The organism is Clostridium celatum (genome assembly GCF_021412605.1).
In the GTDB taxonomy this organism is placed as follows: domain Bacteria; phylum Bacillota; class Clostridia; order Clostridiales; family Clostridiaceae; genus Clostridium; species Clostridium celatum.
Genome location: NZ_JAJKGM010000003.1, coordinates 44,234 through 60,690, shown reverse-complemented (window position 1 = coordinate 60,690; position 16,457 = coordinate 44,234). Strand labels below are relative to the sequence as shown.

Genomic DNA, 16,457 nt, shown 5'->3' with positions numbered 1-16,457 from the left:
AAATACTATTTTATTAAAGATTCACCTGTCATTTCAGCTGGAACTTCTAATCCCATTACTGTTAACATTGTAGGTGCTATATCAGCTAATTTACCATCTGATAAAGTCTTTCCTTCTGTATGATTAGATACCCATACAAATGGAACTGGATCAGTTGTGTGAGCTGTAAATGGATTTCCTGTTGAGAAATCGATCATAGTTTCGGCATTTCCATGGTCAGCAGTTATAAATACTGTTCCATCTAATTCTAAAACTTTATCAACAACTCTACCTAAGCATGTATCTACAGCTTCAACTGCAGCCTTAGCAGCTTCCATTACTCCAGTATGTCCAACCATATCTGGGTTAGCATAGTTTAATATGATCATATCATATTTACCTGAATCTAATCTGTTTATTAATTCATCAGTTAATTCTGGTGCGCTCATTTCTGGTTTTAAGTCATAAGTTGCAACCTTTGGAGATGCAATAAGAGCTCTATCTTCACCTTCGTTTTCTTTTTCAACACCACCATTGAAGAAGAATGTAACGTGAGCATACTTTTCAGTTTCTGCTATTCTTAATTGATTTAATCCCTTAGAAGCAACATATTCACCTAAAGTGTTTGTGATAGCTTCTGGTCTATAAGCAACTAAAACGCCTTCTAAAGTTTTATCGTATTGAGTCATTGTTACAAATGTTAAATTTAATGTTTCTCTTTCAAACCCTGCAAACTCTTTATCGTTTATAGCTCTAGTTATTTCTCTAGCTCTATCAGGTCTGAAGTTGAAGAATACTACTGAATCTCCATTTTTGATTGTTCCAGTTGGAGCTCCGTTAGTTTCGATAACGCATGGTAATACGAACTCATCTGTTTTGTTATCATGGTATGATTTTTCCATACATTCTACAGCAGATGTAGCAGTTTCACCTTTTCCAAGTACCATTGCATCGTAAGCTAATTGTACTCTTTCCCATCTATTATCTCTATCCATTGCATAATATCTACCTGAAATAGTAGCTATCTTACCAACTCCAATTTCAGCCATGTAGTTTTCAAGTTCTACTACGAAATCTTTTCCTGAACCTGGAGCAACATCTCTACCATCCATGAAGCAGTGAACATATACGTTCTTAACTTCATTTTCTTTAGCTAATTTTAATAATCCTTTTAAATGATCTATATGAGAGTGAACTCCACCATCAGATAATAATCCCATTAAATGTAATGCATTATTATCTTTCTTAGCATTTTCCATAGCTTCTAATAATGCTTCATTCTTAAAGAATCCACCTTCGTTTATTTCCTTAGTTATTCTAGTTAATTCTTGATATATAATTCTTCCTGCACCAATATTTAAATGTCCAACTTCTGAGTTACCCATTTGTCCATCTGGTAATCCAACAAACATTCCACTTGCTTGTAATTGTGAGTGAGGATAATTCGCAACTAATTTATCATAGTTTGGTTTTTTAGCAGCAGCTACTGCATTCCCATCACTTTCTGGAGCTATTCCAAATCCGTCTAATATCATTAACATTACAGGTTTCTTCGCCATAATTCCCTCCAAATATATAAATACTTTTTAGTTTCAAAGAACTTATAACTTTGTGAGTTTCATTATGCAATTTAATTCTCCTTGAATCTCACTTGTCATTAGTGTCCTTAATTGAACCATGTTTATTATACTATAATTATTATTACTAAACAATATATAGAGATTTTTGTAAACGTTTGTCTAAAAAATTTTCTGATAATTTGCTTTTTATTTTTAAAAACACTTATTCAATACTGTTCATATAATATTTTATACTAATTTAAAGGATGTAATACTATAAAAAAGCTAATAATTTATATTATAACCATTAGTATAGCTCTAGTTATATCTTTAAATGTTTTTATGTTTATTAAAAACTCATCATTATCTAATGCCATAAACAATTCATCAAATATAAGAAATACAATAATAGAATTAGATAACTTTAAAACTACTATAACTAACATGAGTAATTCTCAAGAAATTTTTTTAATGACAGGTAACTCAAAATATAAAAATGATTATAATAACTATTTAGCAGCTGCTTATACTGCAACTGATTCACTTTTAACCGATAATATGATTTCAAATGAAGATAAAACCACCTTAGATGATTTAATTAATGACTATGATTCAATTAATGCATCTATATTTAATAGTACAATATCATACCCTGCAAATTCTGAATTTGAATCTCAAGTAATAAGTTCTAATAATGCAAAATTAAAAATTCTTCATACAGTTAGCAATATTATTTCTTCCCATAGAGATATCCTAAATGATTCAAGTGACTCAATTGCTGAATCTATAAGTAGTCAAAAAAGTATTGTCAATTGGATTAGTAGTATTTTTACAGCACTATTAGCTCTACCAACAATTTTTGCTAAAAAATTATTAAAAGTTAACTCTAATTTTTCCGCTGATATTAATTCTAGCACTTCTAATGATTCATCTACATCTAATTCTAATACAGATAGTGAAGGTATCACCCCTTCAATTGTAACTCTTGAAAAGTTTTTTAACTTTGAGAATAATGCAGAGAGCCTCAAAGAAGTTAGAGAACAATTAATCGAAAATGCTGTATTACTTAATTACATTCATATATCATCTTTTAATAGTTCTACTCTTTCTAATAAGTGCGAGCTTTGTAGTAATCAACTTAATTCAATAATAAATGAATTTTCTTCTATTGAAAAAATATATTTAAGTAACTTATCCAAAGAATCATTAGATATTTATTCTCGTATTGCAAATTTAAAAGCTGCATTGAATAATTTATCAATACAGCTATCTCAACTTAATGATTATAATAATTATATAATTAAGATAAATGAAATTCTAATAAATGAAAATCATACTACTTAAAGTGTTTGTTAATGCTAATATTCCATTATCTTCTCTAATAATTTCAGATAAACTTTTATATTATATTAAAAAAAATACTTCAAAGTAAAATATATTACTTTGAAGTATTTCTTCTATTAATAGTTTACGATTTGTGCAAAATCAGTAGCAACTAAGCTAGCTCCACCAACTAAAGCTCCATCGATATCAGATTGAGCCATTTGAGCTTTTATAGTTCCAGGTTTAACTGATCCACCGTATTGGATTCTTACTTTGTTAGCAACTTCTTGACCAAACATTTCAGCAACAACGCTTCTTACAGCCATTATTGTTTCGTTTGCTTGTTCATCAGTAGCAGTTTTACCAGTTCCAATAGCCCAGATTGGTTCGTAAGCTATAACAACTTTTTCTGCTAGTTCTGGTGCTAAACCTTCTAAATCAGCTTTAATTTGAGCTCCAACAACTTCGTTAGTTGTTCCGTTTTCTCTTTGCTCTAAAGATTCTCCACAGCAAAGGATTGGAGTTAAGTTGTGAGCGAAAGCAGCCTTAACCTTCTTATTTAAAGCTTCATCAGTTTCATTGAAGTATTCTCTTCTTTCACTGTGTCCTAAAACAACATAGCTAACACCCATAGCTTCTAACATTCCTGGAGCAACTTCACCAGTGAAAGCTCCTTTTTCTTCAAAGTGCATGTTTTGAGCAGCAACTTTGATGTTTGATCCTTCAACTGCTTTTAATACAGCATCTAAGCAAACAAAAGTAGGACAAACTACTACATCACAAGTAGCATCCTTAACTAATGGTTTTAATTCATTTATAACTTTAACAGCTTCTTCTGGAGTATAGTGCATTTTCCAGTTTCCAGCGATAATAGCTTTTCTCATTATATTCACCTCATAATTTATTTTAAAATAATTAATTATGAATGAAGTCTAGGCTTCATTCATAACCTTTAAATCTATTTTTATTATACTTGCAATTTTTAAATGAAGCACCTACTCCCTTATGCTCGTAGGTGTACACCATTGCATAGCTTAAACTAACCAAATCAAAAATTTGGAATCTTTATAGGAAACTCCTACTCACTTTCGTTCGTATGAGTAAGTTCGCCTATCTAAATCACAGATTTAGAGGCTTACTTATCGTTTAAAGCAGCGATTCCTGGTAAAGTTTTACCTTCTAAGAATTCTAATGAAGCTCCACCACCTGTAGAGATGTGAGTCATCTTATCTCCGAATCCTAAGATATTAACAGCAGCAGCTGAGTCTCCTCCACCGATAACTGTTGTAGCATCTGCATCAGCCATAGCCTTAGCAACTGCAATTGTTCCCTTGTTGAAGTTTTCGAATTCGAATACTCCCATTGGTCCATTCCAGATAACAGTCTTAGCATCTTTAATTGCATCAGCATATAAAGCTTCTGTCTTAGGTCCGATATCTAATCCCATGAATCCAGCTGGAATGTTTTGATCTTCAGTAACTGTAGCTTCAACATCTTTGAATCCATCAGCAATTCTGTGGTCTACTGGTAATAAGAATTTAACACCGTTAGCTTCAGCTTTAGCGATCATTTCTTTAGCGTAGTCCATTCTGTCATCTTCACATAAAGAAGTTCCGATTTCATATCCTTGAGCTTTTAAGAATGTGTAAGCCATTCCTCCACCAATGATGATTGTATCAACTTTTTCTAATAAGTTGTTGATAACAGCAATTTTATCAGAAACCTTTGATCCACCTAATATAGCTACGAAAGGTCTAACTGGGTTATTTACAGCTTCTCCTAAGAACTTTAATTCTTTTTGAATTAAGTATCCGCATACAGCTGTATCTACGAATTTAGTAACTCCTTCAGTTGAAGAGTGAGCTCTGTGAGCAGTTCCGAATGCATCATTAACGTAGATATCACATAAAGAAGCTAATTCTTTAGATAATTCTTCTCCGTTCTTAGTTTCTTCTTTTCTGCATCTAGTGTTTTCTAATAATACAACGTCTCCGTCTTTCATATCAGCAACAGCTTTTCTAGCATTTTCTCCAACAACTTCTTCATCTCTAGCAAAAACTACTTCTTTACCTAACATTTCGCTTAATCTTACAGCAACTGGTGCTAAAGTCTTAGAAGCATCTTTTCCTAAGTGTGAGCAAAGTATAACCTTAGCTCCATTTTCAACTAAGTATTTAATTGTTGGAAGAGCTCCTACTAATCTATTTTCATCAGTGATAACACCATCTTTTAATGGAACGTTAAAGTCACATCTTACTAAAACTCTTTTACCATTAACTTGAACATCTTCAATTGTCTTCTTATTAAAGCTCATTTTCTTCACCTCATAAATTTTTTATCGTTTTCTTCATAATTTTAAAATAGGCCCGGTCTTATAAGTATGCCTTAGAGACCGGACCCGTTTTTAGGATCTTATAAGAGTGCTTTTATAAGCATCTAATCCGTATATAATTATCTATTAAAAATTAAGCTAATTCAGCGAAGTATTTAATAGTTCTAACCATTTGGCTAGTGTATGAGTTTTCGTTGTCATACCATGAAACAACTTGAACTTGGTATAATCCTTCTCCGATTTCAGATACCATTGTTTGAGTTGCATCGAATAATGAACCGTACTTGATTCCGATGATGTCTGAAGAAACTAATTCTTCTTCAGTGTAACCGAATGATTCGTTTGAAGCAGCTTTCATAGCAGCGTTGATTCCTTCTACAGTTACATTTTCACCCTTAACAACAGCAACTAAGATTGTGCTTGATCCTGTTGGAACTGGTACTCTTTGTGCAGAACCGATTAATTTTCCGTTTAATTCTGGAATAACTAATCCGATAGCTTTAGCAGCTCCAGTTGAGTTAGGTACTATGTTAACAGCCCCAGCTCTAGCTCTTCTTAAATCACCTTTTCTTTGAGGACCATCTAAGATCATTTGGTCTCCAGTGTAAGCGTGGATTGTTGACATTATTCCTGATTGGATTGTAGCATAGTCATTTAAAGCTTTAGCCATTGGAGCTAAACAGTTTGTAGTACAAGATGCAGCTGAGATTATGTTATCTTCAGCAGTTAATATATCTTGGTTTACGTTGAATACAACTGTTGGAAGGTCGTTTCCAGCTGGAGCTGATATAACAACTTTCTTAGCACCTGCTTCGATATGAGCTTGAGATTTAGCTTTTGATACGTAGAATCCAGTACATTCTAAAACTACGTCAACACCAATTTCTCCCCATGGTAATTTAGAAGCATCAGCTTCAGCATATATTCTAACTTCTTTTCCATCAACTGTGATAGAATTTTCTCCAGCAACAACTGTATCACCTAAAGCGTATCTTCCTTGTGCTGAATCATATTTTAATAAATGAGCTAACATTTTTGGGCTTGTTAAATCGTTGATAGCAACTATTTCATACCCTTCAGCTCCAAACATTTGTCTAAATGCAAGACGTCCTATACGTCCAAATCCATTGATTGCAACTCTTACCATTACAATTCCCTCCTAAAAATAGATATTATATATTTAAAATTAAATTTTAAATCTTATTAATTAAATTAGACTTTATTAACTCAGCAATTTTTCTGCCTACTGCTTCATCTGTTACTAATACAGCATTAGTATTATACATTTCAGTTGCAATTATAGCTTCTACTTTATTCTTTCCTGCTGCAACAGCAATATGCGTATTAATTTTCTTTGCATCATTAATATTAATTCCAATAGGATTATTTTGTGAAACTACCTTTGAGTCTTTATTAAAATAACACCCAAATGCTTCTCCAACAGCGCCTAATTTTTCAAGATTATTTATATATTCTTCAGATGAGCCTCTTTTTTTAGCCATATGTATTGCATTACCAATTCCATATATTAAAATGTTAGCATTATGAATATTTTCAATAACCTCTTTAATTTGTTTTTCCTTAAGTAATCCTTCTAATACATCCAAACTAACATTTTCAGGTATATGTAACAACTTATACGTTCCATTAACCTTCTTTGCTAAAGATGCAGCCAAAGTATTAGCTTGACTTTCTACTTTTCTTCCCATTCCACCTCGTGCTGGAATAACAAGAATATCAGATAGATTACTTACCTTTGGAAAAGCTTCAACAACTTCTTTTATTGTGCTTCCTCCAGTAATGGCGATTATATCTTTATCTTTTATTATATTTTTTGCATAATTAGCGGCTGCTTTTCCTAATTCCTTTAAAACTGATGGATTTTCATCAACATCTCCAGGAACTATTATAACATCTTTAAGCCCTAAAAATGCTTTTATATACTCCTCAAGGTCATTTAGTCCCTTTATTTTATGTATGAATTCATGTAATCCTTCTAAGACATCTTGTCCTTCTTTTGTTACCGTCATACCTGGAGTATTAATTTCTATTAAATTTTGCGCCTTTAATAGATTTATTTCATTTCTTACTATTCTTTCGCCAAGATCAAGTTCACTTGCGAGCATTCTTCTTCCAATGGGTTGGTTATAATATATTGTTCTCAAAACATTATAACGTTTTTCTAGGACTTCCACCAGCTCAGGAACTATCTTTCTTTGCAAATCTAATATTTCCTGCACTCTAGATCCTCCTTTGGACTAAAAACGTCCCAGCAATGACTTTTATGTCCCACATCTATTATTATAAATCATATATTAAAAATTTAAAAGTCTTTAAAAGAACTTTTTTTAAATTATTTTTCCTTTTTTAATGTTTTCTACTATTTTTTATTTTTTTATTATAATTTTCGTTGTCTTTTTTTACTTTTTATGTAATTTCAAAATTACTCTTATAATATATTTTTTCTAATACTATTATTTTCACTTTTAATTTTCTATAATATTTTGTCCTTATATTTTTATATCTATTCATCTTTTAATTTTTAACACACGAAAAAATAGAAGCTATAAATTTATAGCTTCTATTTTAAATAAAATATAATCAAAAATATCAATATAATAGCTTCTTATTATTTTTCAATAAAGAATATTCCACAAGCTCTTGTACCAGAATGTATCCCTACAGTACACCCAACAATACCATGAATATATTCTATATTTTTTTCTTCAAAATATTTTTTAAGACCTTCAAAAATTTCCTCATTTAATATTTCATCTATAACTATTGGTGAGTTAAAATCTACATTTGCACTTTCAAAGTCAGAAATAATTTTCTTTAAAGCTTTTTTACTTCCTCTAACTTTATCTTTAACTGCCATTTGTCCTTCTTTAACTTCTAATATAAGTCTTAAACCTAAAACACTACCTATAGTACCTGCAGTTTTAGATAATCTTCCACCTCTAACTAAGTTTTCAAGTGATTCAAATCCTAATGAACTTTTTACCTTTGGAATTATATTTTTTATTTTTTCTTCAATTTCAAAAATACTATCTCCATTATCTCTGAATTCACAAGCCTTTAAAGCAAGTACCCCTAGCCCTGAAGTAACATTTCTTGAGTCAATAACTACTATATCATCGCTTTCTAACATATTCTTAGCAATACATGCAGATTGATAAGTACCACTCATTTCTGATGATAAAGTTAACGTAACTATTTTGTATCCTTCATTTAAGTATTTTTTAAATGTGTCTTCAAATCTATTTGGTGTTACTTGAGCTGTAGTTGGAAGCACATTTTCTTTTTCCATTCTTTCTAACATCTCATGAGTAGTTATTTCTACTCCATCTAAATAACTCTCTTCTCCAAAGTTAATAAGAAGTGGTAAAACTTCTATATCTTTCTCTCTAATAAGAGAAACTGGCAAATCTAAAGTACTATCAGTAATAATTTTTATTTTTTCCATAGTAGTACCCCCTTTTATTATTATTATTTCATATTTGGAAATCCTATTTGTTTTAATGCTTCATATGCTATTATCGCAACTGTATTTGATAAGTTTAAACTTCTAGTACTTGTTTGTACCATTGGAACTCTTATTCCACTATGTGCATTATGAACCTCTTCTGGAACTCCTGATGATTCTCTTCCGAACATTATAAAATCACCATCTTGAAATTTCTCATCAGAATATATATTTCCTCCATGAGTGGTTGATAAAAATATTCTTCTATCTCCGTATTTAGCCATAAAATCTTCATATGATTCATGTACTTCTAACTTTAAATCTTTCCAATAATCTAATCCTGATCTTCTAACAGCTTTATCATCTATACTAAAACCTAGAGGCTTAATTAGATGAAGTGTTGAATCAGTTAAAACACAAGTTCTTGCTATATTCCCTGTATTTTGTGGTATTTCTGGTTGATATAAAACTATATTTAAATTCAAGGAATTCACCCTCCAAAACAAAAAGTAAGATGCTTTACACCTTACTCTACAATAATCTTTATAATTTAAATGATACTATATCTATATTTATTAGTCAAAGTTTTTTACAGTTTATTAACTTTTAATATATGGTATTTAATAATTATTACTTTAGTACAATTTTATTACTTACCCTAATTTAACACAAATTCATATGCACTCTTCACTACTACATTGTTTATATTACTATAAACACCATAATTGCTATATTTCTTAAAATAAGCAAAAAAATATGTATCAAAATAACTTTTGATACATATTTTTTATTACTTTATTATTGCGCTTCAGAAGTTTGTTGTGATTGTTGCTCACCTTCTGTTGTTTGTTGCTCATTTTTACTTTCTTCTTGAACCGGTGCTTGTGTAGCTTTTTTAGTACCTCTTAAAACAACAGCATTCATTGGTTGATATATATCAGTTGAAACTAATTCTCTATTTACTTCAACACCATTTTCATAAGTTACTAGATAGCCATTAGATTTATATCCAGCTGCTCCTCCACTCTTTGTAACTTGTTGACCTTCTGCCAATGTTGGATCATCAACATATTCTGTTGTATAGTCATATTTATCAATCACTTCATTTACAAGTTCATATGTCTTTCCAGCCATACCTTCAACATTTCCATAAATATTGAAAACTATAGTACTACCAGTCATATATCCTTCTATATAAATTGGGAAATCATATGTATTAATAAATCTATAATCTATGTCCCCTTCTGCTACTGTTGCATCTAAGCTTGCTTCAGAATATCCAACCATCATTGAATGGTTATATCTTAAAGATGATTTTAAATTAGCTCTCATAGCTGTTCTATATAATGCAGTAGATATTTGACATACTCCTCCACCATATCCTGGTACAACATTTCCACCTACATATGTATTAGCTTCTTTATAACCTCTATCAGCAGTAGTTTCACCTATAGTTTGGTTATAACTAAATTCATCTCCTGGCATTAAAAGTGTTCCATTTACAAACCCTGTAGCTAATTCCATATTTGTAACTCTTCCACTACCATCATTTCTATAAGTATCAATATATTGCGATATTCTACCGTCAATCTTAGCTAACTCAGCTGATGTTATTCTCGGAGCATACTCTTTTAATTCTACAGCTACACTTTCATTAGATGTAGGATTAGGATTTATACACTCAATTAGTTTATTATGTAATTCTTCTGAATCTATCTTTTTACCATTTTGTTCTGGTGTAATAGATATTTGCCCTGAATTTATAGTTATACTAGCATTAACTGCGGCTATGTCTACTTGTGATTCAATATCATTTTCGAACTCTTTTAATTTTTCTTCATTATATGATAGTACTGGTTCTACTTGATACTCTACCCCATCTTCAATCATAGATTTCTTACTAAACATTCCTTCTTCTTTTCCATATTCTAATGCATTTACTACAGTTTCTTCTGCATTTACAGTTGGATTTAAATCAGAATATTTAATTTCAAAGTTTCTATCTCCAACAGATACTGTTATAGTTTTATTACCTATTAAAGTAACTAACTCATTATTTAATATGTTAACAGCTTCTTCTTTAGTTTTTCCACCTAAATCTAAGCCATAAGCTTGTACCCCTGGATATATCTTATCTTCCCATGAATCAACTTTACCTTTTACATTCATTACATAACCAAATGTTACACCTAAAGCTAACACTAGAACTCCTGAAGCTATAAGTATATTCTTTTTATTTTTGTAAAAAGCAACACTTTTTTTATTGATATTATTATCCTTTTCCATAAAAAGCTTTACTCCTCCCCATATATGTTTTTTCTTAATGATATACGTATCTTTTATATTATATTCTATTATTAATACTAATACAATTAATAAAATATCTTTACCATCGTTTCCCTATACATTATTTTAACAAGAATTCTCTCTAAATGTAAGATAAAACATAAAAATTTGTAACTTGCATTATTTTTCATTATTGTTTCATCTTAAATTCAGAAAAAACTCTTGTTACTTTTATACAGTCATACTACTTCTCTTCTTTGATGTCTCTCCATCATAATCAAAAGCTTCAATACTTATTTTTACCGGACCTGTTACATTGAAAGGTAAGTTTTTAACTTGAATACTAAAACTAGTATCTTTTGCATCAACTGTTCCAATCCAATAATTATTTGCAAATATATTATATCCTAGCAAATCTGTATCAGTATTCTTATTCCAAGTAACATTTATAACATTTCCCTTTCTAGTAACACTAAGCCCTGTTACATCTCTAGGTTGAGTTAACAAGTCAATACTATCAGGACCCCAATTTGCATCTACAGGATTTCCAACACCCCCAACACTTGCTTCTTCACTGTATTGCCAAATTCTCCATCTTGTCCAACCTCCTACATCAGGTGGTATTGGTGGATTTCCTGGAATAGATGTATATAAAGCAATCCATAAAATCATATTCTTCAATGGATATCCTCTATTTGGTATAAAGAAATTATCATAAAGCTGAACAAAAAATACTCCAGTATAAAGCATAAGTCTTCTTCTTGTTTTTTTCTCAAATCTCTTTCTAAATCTATCTATCCAATCAATTAATGTAGTTGTTGTAATAGATTTATCTGTAGGTGTCTCTACATCTAAAACTGGAAATAAATCTCCATAATCCTTATTTCCAAAACCTTGTTGTAATATATTTATAAAATCGTCACATTGTGAATCTGCTGTTGTTAAATCTGCACTTGGTACCCCAAAATGATATGCTCCTACAGGAATTTTAAAATCTCTTGCTTGTTTTGCAAACTCTATAAACTTTCTATCCACTCTAAATCTACCTGTTGCTGATCCTGATGACCTTAAGTATAAAAAGTCAATTGTTGTAGCAAGCACTGAAAAATCTACCGATTGTGTATATTCATTAATATCAATACCAAAAAGACTTTTATCAGTTCTATTTTGCATAATTTCCTCCAATAAAAAATTCTCCTTGATATTATGATATTTAACAATTTAATTATGGTTACAAATTAATAATCAACATTTCTTATTCTATAATCATTAGCTAATATAAATAAAACCTATAGGTATTATCCCTATAGGCCTCATTCAATATATCATCTATTAATTAAATAGTTCTCTCAACTTTTAATGAAGTTTCTATTATTTTATCTAAAAGCCCTGAGTAACTAACTTCTATAGCTGCAGCACTCTTAGGGAATAAACTTGCCGGAGTCATACCTGGTAATGTATTTACTTCTAAAATATAAGGTATTCCTTGCTTATTTATAATCATATCTACTCTCGCATAAACTTGACACTTTAAAGCTTTGTAAGTATCTAGTGCCATTTTTTCAACTTCTTTATGAAGATTTTCCTCTAATTCAATAACTATTTCATCTGCACCATCAGCTGCATACTTCTGAGTGTAATCAAAGAAATCCGTTTGTGGTTTTATAGCTATAACTGGCCACATCTTTCCATCAAATACTGGACAAGTTATTTCATCACCTTCTACAAATTCTTCTATCATAACTTCTGTATCCCATTTTAATCCTTCTTCAACAGCAGCTTGAATTTCTTCTTTAGCTTTTACTTTAAATGTAGCTACACTTGAACCACCATTTGTAGGTTTAACAAAAACAGGATATCCCATTTCCTCTATCTTTTCATAATCTATCTCTTCAACTGAAGATACATTTATCCATCTTGCAGTTCTAATATCACTAGCTTTTAAAACTCTCTTAGTTAAATCCTTATCCATGCACATTCCTGAACTTATCGGTCCACAACCTGAATATGGTATATCTAAAGTTTGAAGTACCGATTGAACAGTTCCATCTTCACCAAATTTTCCATGAAGAGCTAATAATGCAAAATCTATACCTTTAACCTTTTCTATTATATCTTCTTTTTTATCAATAACTATAGGTATTATTTCATATTTACTTTTATCTATTTTTTCAACTATAGAATTACCACTTTTAAGAGAAATTTCTCTTTCTGAAGAAATTCCACCCATTATTACTCCAACCTTCATTAGTCAGACCTCCTATTTAACATTAATATAAATTAATTTACTATTGCAAACACTTAAACATTATATCATAACAAAAAAATATTGCGAAGTAATGTTCATTTACTTATTTTTAGCCCTTATTTCTTTAAAATACTTACACCTATTAGTCAAAGGACATTCATTGCATTTAGGATTTCTAGCTATGCAACACCTTCTTCCATGAAATATAAGCAAATGATGTGTAAGACTCCACTCTTTTTTAGGCAACTCTGCCTGAAGCTGTTTTTCCACCTCTAATACATTATCTGAATCAGCAAGTCCTAATCTATTTGAAACTCTAAACACATGGGTATCTACTGCAATAGACGGTACTCCAAAGGCATTTGATAATACAACATTAGCGGTCTTTCTTCCTGCCCCAGCTAACGTTACTAATTCTTCCATAGTTTTTGGAACTTCTCCATTAAAATTATTTTTAAGTTGATTGCACATTATCATTATATTTTTAGCCTTACTTCTATAAAGCCCTATTTGCCTTATTCTATCCTCAAGTTCATCGATAGATAAAGTTAAAAATGCATCTAAATCAGGATATTCCTTAAATAAATCTTTTGTTACTTCATTAACTTTTTTATCAGTTGTTTGAGCAGATAAAATAGTTGCAACCAACAATTGGAAAGGACTTTCATGATTCAATTCACATTTAGCATCAGGATACATTCTTTTTAATTCTTCTAATATTATTTTCGTCCTCTGTTTCATAACAAATTCCACCTTTACTTTAACTTTTAGTTTTACATCTTAACTTAATTGTAATATTTCTAGAATTAAATTTAATCCTAATTCCTAATTACTATAAACACCCCTATATTTTTCTGGAAGCCCTTTTGCTATTGCTTCCATTAAATATCTTAAACATCTTTCATCATATTCATGCTTTGATTCTTCTTTTTCCTTTTTAGGTAACTGTATTGGTTTCCCAATATTCACATTAACCTCAGCTTCATTCCACTTTTCGCTTCCCATATCTCCATCTTTATTTATTGGAAGTAATTTTTCAGTTCCCCATAAAGATATAGGTATAATATTTGCTTTACTCATTCTAGCTACCAAAAGCACACCTTTTTTACCTTCTATCATTGAACCTGTTCTACTTCTAGTACCTTCTGGAAATAAAACTAAGTTTTCTCCTCCCTTCACTACATTTATCATAGCCATTATTGCTTCTTTGTCTGCACTATTAGGTTTAATAGGAATATTCTTCACTATCTTAGTTCCCAAATTCGTAACTGGATCATTTGAAAGTTTAACTCCTGCAACAAATGTAGGATCATATTTTTCTTTTAATACTTTTTCTATAATAAATCCATCAGAATTACTTAAATGGTTGGAAATAAAAATCTTTGCACCTTCTGCCTTTTCTATATTTTCATAACCATCAATTTTTATATCTGCATATTTTTTTAAATATCCATTTATTTTATTCCTTGCTATTTTAACAACCAAACCTTCCGGTAATAGCTTTATTAACTTTGCCGTAGTTTTAGATATCAAATTTACTCCCCCCTAATTTCCTTTTCATCTGATAAGATTATTATATTTTATAAATTAATACTAAACAATGTATTCATTTATATTAACTTTGAAATATATTCATTTATATATGGAGAATCCCCTTCATATTTTTTTATATCTTTTCCATTATTATGTAACCTTATTATAGCATTTCTTTTTATAACATTTTTTCCTCTCCATCCACATGAGGTTTTTGAAATATTTTCTTTGAAAAATTTATTATTCATTCCTGCATATATATCAATTTTTTCGTTACACATAAAATCTAAAGGTTTGAAAGCTTCAATATTAGAAAAATAAACTTCTTTATTATAAGGACACTTTATTTGACATATATCACAGCCAAAAATTTTATCTTTTAAAAGTTTTATTTCAATTTCATTCAAATCCTTCTTTTGTGTAATATATGAAGAACATATATTAGGATTTTTCTTATTTATATTAATTGACTTAGTAGGACACTCTTTATAGCAATTATCACATTCCCCACACTCATTAAACATTTTAATTTCAGAAAACTTTCTTTTATCTGTGCATTTTATATCCAAGTCAGTTATTATTTCTCCTAAAAATACATATGATCCATATTTCTTAGTTATAATCATATTATTTTTCCCAATAAATCCGATACCCGATAAATAAGCGATATATCTTTCTGGCAGCATGTTGCTATCTACAAAAGAGATAGCATTTCCACCTAATTCATTTATATATATACATATTTTATCTAAATAACTTTTAACTACTCTATGATAATCTAATCCCTTTGTATATTTAGAAAATCCATTATCCATATCATTTTCTTTCCAAAGATAAGGGAAAGCTATTGAAATAATAGTTTTCCCATCTTCCATATATATATTAGGATTAATCCTTTTTTCTATATCTGATTCTTCAAATTCGTTTTCTAATAAATTTTCTTTTCTAAATTTAAAAAACTCTCTAAGTTCTTCAAACTTTCTACATTCTATAAATCCAATAGTATCTAATCCTAACGAATTACAATAGTTTATGATTTTTTCCTTTAGCATATTTAAATCACCATATCATTATATATTTTTTTACTATTCCCTCTATAATCACCCATCTCGATTATACTAGTTTCTTCTCTCCTGGGCTTTACTATATTTTTTGCTGGTATTCCAACTGCTGTAGCACCACAAGGAACATCTTTTAAAACAACTGAATTAGCTCCTATTTTGGCATTACTTCCGATATATATAGGGCCAAGTACTTTAGCACCTGCACCAATTACTACATTATTACCCAGTGTAGGATGCCTTTTACCTTTATCTTTTCCAGTTCCGCCCAAAGTAACACCATGGTATAAAAGAACATCATCACCAATCTCTGCAGTTTCACCAATTACTACACCCATTCCATGATCAATAACTAATCCTTTTCCTATTTTTGCTCCTGGATGTATTTCTATACCTGTAAAAAATCTAGATATTTGAGAAATAAGCCTAGCTAAAAAGAATAACTTTTTTGTATATAAATAGTGAGCTATTCTATATGAAATAAGTGCATTTATTGTTGGATAAAGCAAGAACACCTCTATCTTACTTCTAGCTGCTGGATCATTTTCCATAACCCTATTCAAATCATAAGATAAATTTTCAAATAACTTCATATTTTATCTCCTCCGTATTATCTTAGCCATTATTTATTTTCCAATACCCCTCTAACTTATTGCTACCTACTTATTAC

General features: G+C 30.1%; 16 protein-coding genes. 1 reads left to right on the top strand and 15 read right to left on the bottom strand.

Annotated elements, in window-relative coordinates:
* Nucleotides 1-5: 5 nt before the first annotated feature.
* Entirely contained in the window at nucleotides 6-1,538 is a 1,533-nt protein-coding gene (gene gpmI / locus LPC13_RS02220) for a 2,3-bisphosphoglycerate-independent phosphoglycerate mutase (RefSeq protein WP_195244896.1), read from the bottom strand.
* A 293-nt stretch (nucleotides 1,539-1,831) separates the two neighbouring features.
* Entirely contained in the window at nucleotides 1,832-1,984 is a 153-nt protein-coding gene (locus LPC13_RS02215; protein WP_005211686.1) for a hypothetical protein, read from the bottom strand.
* On the opposite strand from LPC13_RS02215, the gene LPC13_RS02210 reads away from it, so the two are divergent.
* On the top strand, nucleotides 1,983-2,882 hold the full coding sequence (locus LPC13_RS02210) for a hypothetical protein (protein WP_234088505.1): 900 nt from the start codon (nucleotides 1,983-1,985) through the stop codon (nucleotides 2,880-2,882). The two genes, LPC13_RS02215 and LPC13_RS02210, sit on opposite strands and share 2 nt — an antisense overlap.
* A gap of 116 nt (nucleotides 2,883-2,998) precedes the next feature.
* On the opposite strand, the gene tpiA is transcribed toward LPC13_RS02210, so the two are convergent.
* The 13 genes from tpiA to epsC form a co-directional block, all read right to left on the bottom strand.
* Complete coding sequence (tpiA, locus tag LPC13_RS02205; protein ID WP_005211696.1) at nucleotides 2,999-3,745, bottom strand: triose-phosphate isomerase; 747 nt, start codon at nucleotides 3,743-3,745, stop codon at nucleotides 2,999-3,001.
* Between the two features lie 251 nt (nucleotides 3,746-3,996).
* Nucleotides 3,997-5,175, bottom strand: a complete 1,179-nt coding sequence (locus LPC13_RS02200; protein WP_042398445.1) for a phosphoglycerate kinase — start codon at nucleotides 5,173-5,175, stop codon at nucleotides 3,997-3,999.
* A gap of 151 nt (nucleotides 5,176-5,326) precedes the next feature.
* Nucleotides 5,327-6,340 carry a type I glyceraldehyde-3-phosphate dehydrogenase gene (gene gap, locus LPC13_RS02195; protein ID WP_005211699.1) on the bottom strand — a complete coding sequence of 338 codons (1,014 nt, stop codon included), beginning with the start codon at nucleotides 6,338-6,340 and terminating at the stop codon, nucleotides 5,327-5,329.
* 46 nt (nucleotides 6,341-6,386) lie between these two features.
* Complete coding sequence (locus LPC13_RS02190) at nucleotides 6,387-7,433, bottom strand: sugar-binding transcriptional regulator (protein WP_195244897.1); 1,047 nt, start codon at nucleotides 7,431-7,433, stop codon at nucleotides 6,387-6,389.
* Nucleotides 7,434-7,822: 389 nt separating this feature from the next.
* Entirely contained in the window at nucleotides 7,823-8,659 is an 837-nt protein-coding gene (locus tag LPC13_RS02185) for a DegV family protein (RefSeq protein WP_005211703.1), read from the bottom strand.
* Between the two features lie 23 nt (nucleotides 8,660-8,682).
* Nucleotides 8,683-9,144, bottom strand: coding sequence for a tRNA (cytidine(34)-2'-O)-methyltransferase (locus tag LPC13_RS02180; RefSeq protein ID WP_040418861.1), 462 nt, complete (start codon nucleotides 9,142-9,144; stop codon nucleotides 8,683-8,685).
* Nucleotides 9,145-9,457: 313 nt separating this feature from the next.
* The gene (locus tag LPC13_RS02175; protein ID WP_005211710.1) at nucleotides 9,458-10,945 is read right to left on the bottom strand and encodes a VanW family protein; all 1,488 of its coding nucleotides are present in this window, start codon (nucleotides 10,943-10,945) and stop codon (nucleotides 9,458-9,460) included.
* A gap of 231 nt (nucleotides 10,946-11,176) precedes the next feature.
* Complete coding sequence (locus LPC13_RS02170; RefSeq protein WP_195244898.1) at nucleotides 11,177-12,118, bottom strand: glycoside hydrolase family 25 protein; 942 nt, start codon at nucleotides 12,116-12,118, stop codon at nucleotides 11,177-11,179.
* A gap of 163 nt (nucleotides 12,119-12,281) precedes the next feature.
* Complete coding sequence (locus LPC13_RS02165) at nucleotides 12,282-13,193, bottom strand: D-alanine--D-alanine ligase (RefSeq protein WP_005211723.1); 912 nt, start codon at nucleotides 13,191-13,193, stop codon at nucleotides 12,282-12,284.
* Nucleotides 13,194-13,292: 99 nt separating this feature from the next.
* Nucleotides 13,293-13,934 carry an endonuclease III gene (gene nth, locus LPC13_RS02160; RefSeq protein ID WP_005211725.1) on the bottom strand — a complete coding sequence of 214 codons (642 nt, stop codon included), beginning with the start codon at nucleotides 13,932-13,934 and terminating at the stop codon, nucleotides 13,293-13,295.
* A gap of 84 nt (nucleotides 13,935-14,018) precedes the next feature.
* Complete coding sequence (locus LPC13_RS02155) at nucleotides 14,019-14,726, bottom strand: lysophospholipid acyltransferase family protein (protein ID WP_005211726.1); 708 nt, start codon at nucleotides 14,724-14,726, stop codon at nucleotides 14,019-14,021.
* Between the two features lie 77 nt (nucleotides 14,727-14,803).
* Nucleotides 14,804-15,778, bottom strand: a complete 975-nt coding sequence (gene queG / locus LPC13_RS02150) for a tRNA epoxyqueuosine(34) reductase QueG (protein WP_005211728.1) — start codon at nucleotides 15,776-15,778, stop codon at nucleotides 14,804-14,806.
* Nucleotides 15,779-15,780: 2 nt separating this feature from the next.
* Nucleotides 15,781-16,380 carry a serine O-acetyltransferase EpsC gene (epsC, locus tag LPC13_RS02145; protein ID WP_005211730.1) on the bottom strand — a complete coding sequence of 200 codons (600 nt, stop codon included), beginning with the start codon at nucleotides 16,378-16,380 and terminating at the stop codon, nucleotides 15,781-15,783.
* Nucleotides 16,381-16,457 lie beyond the last annotated feature (77 nt).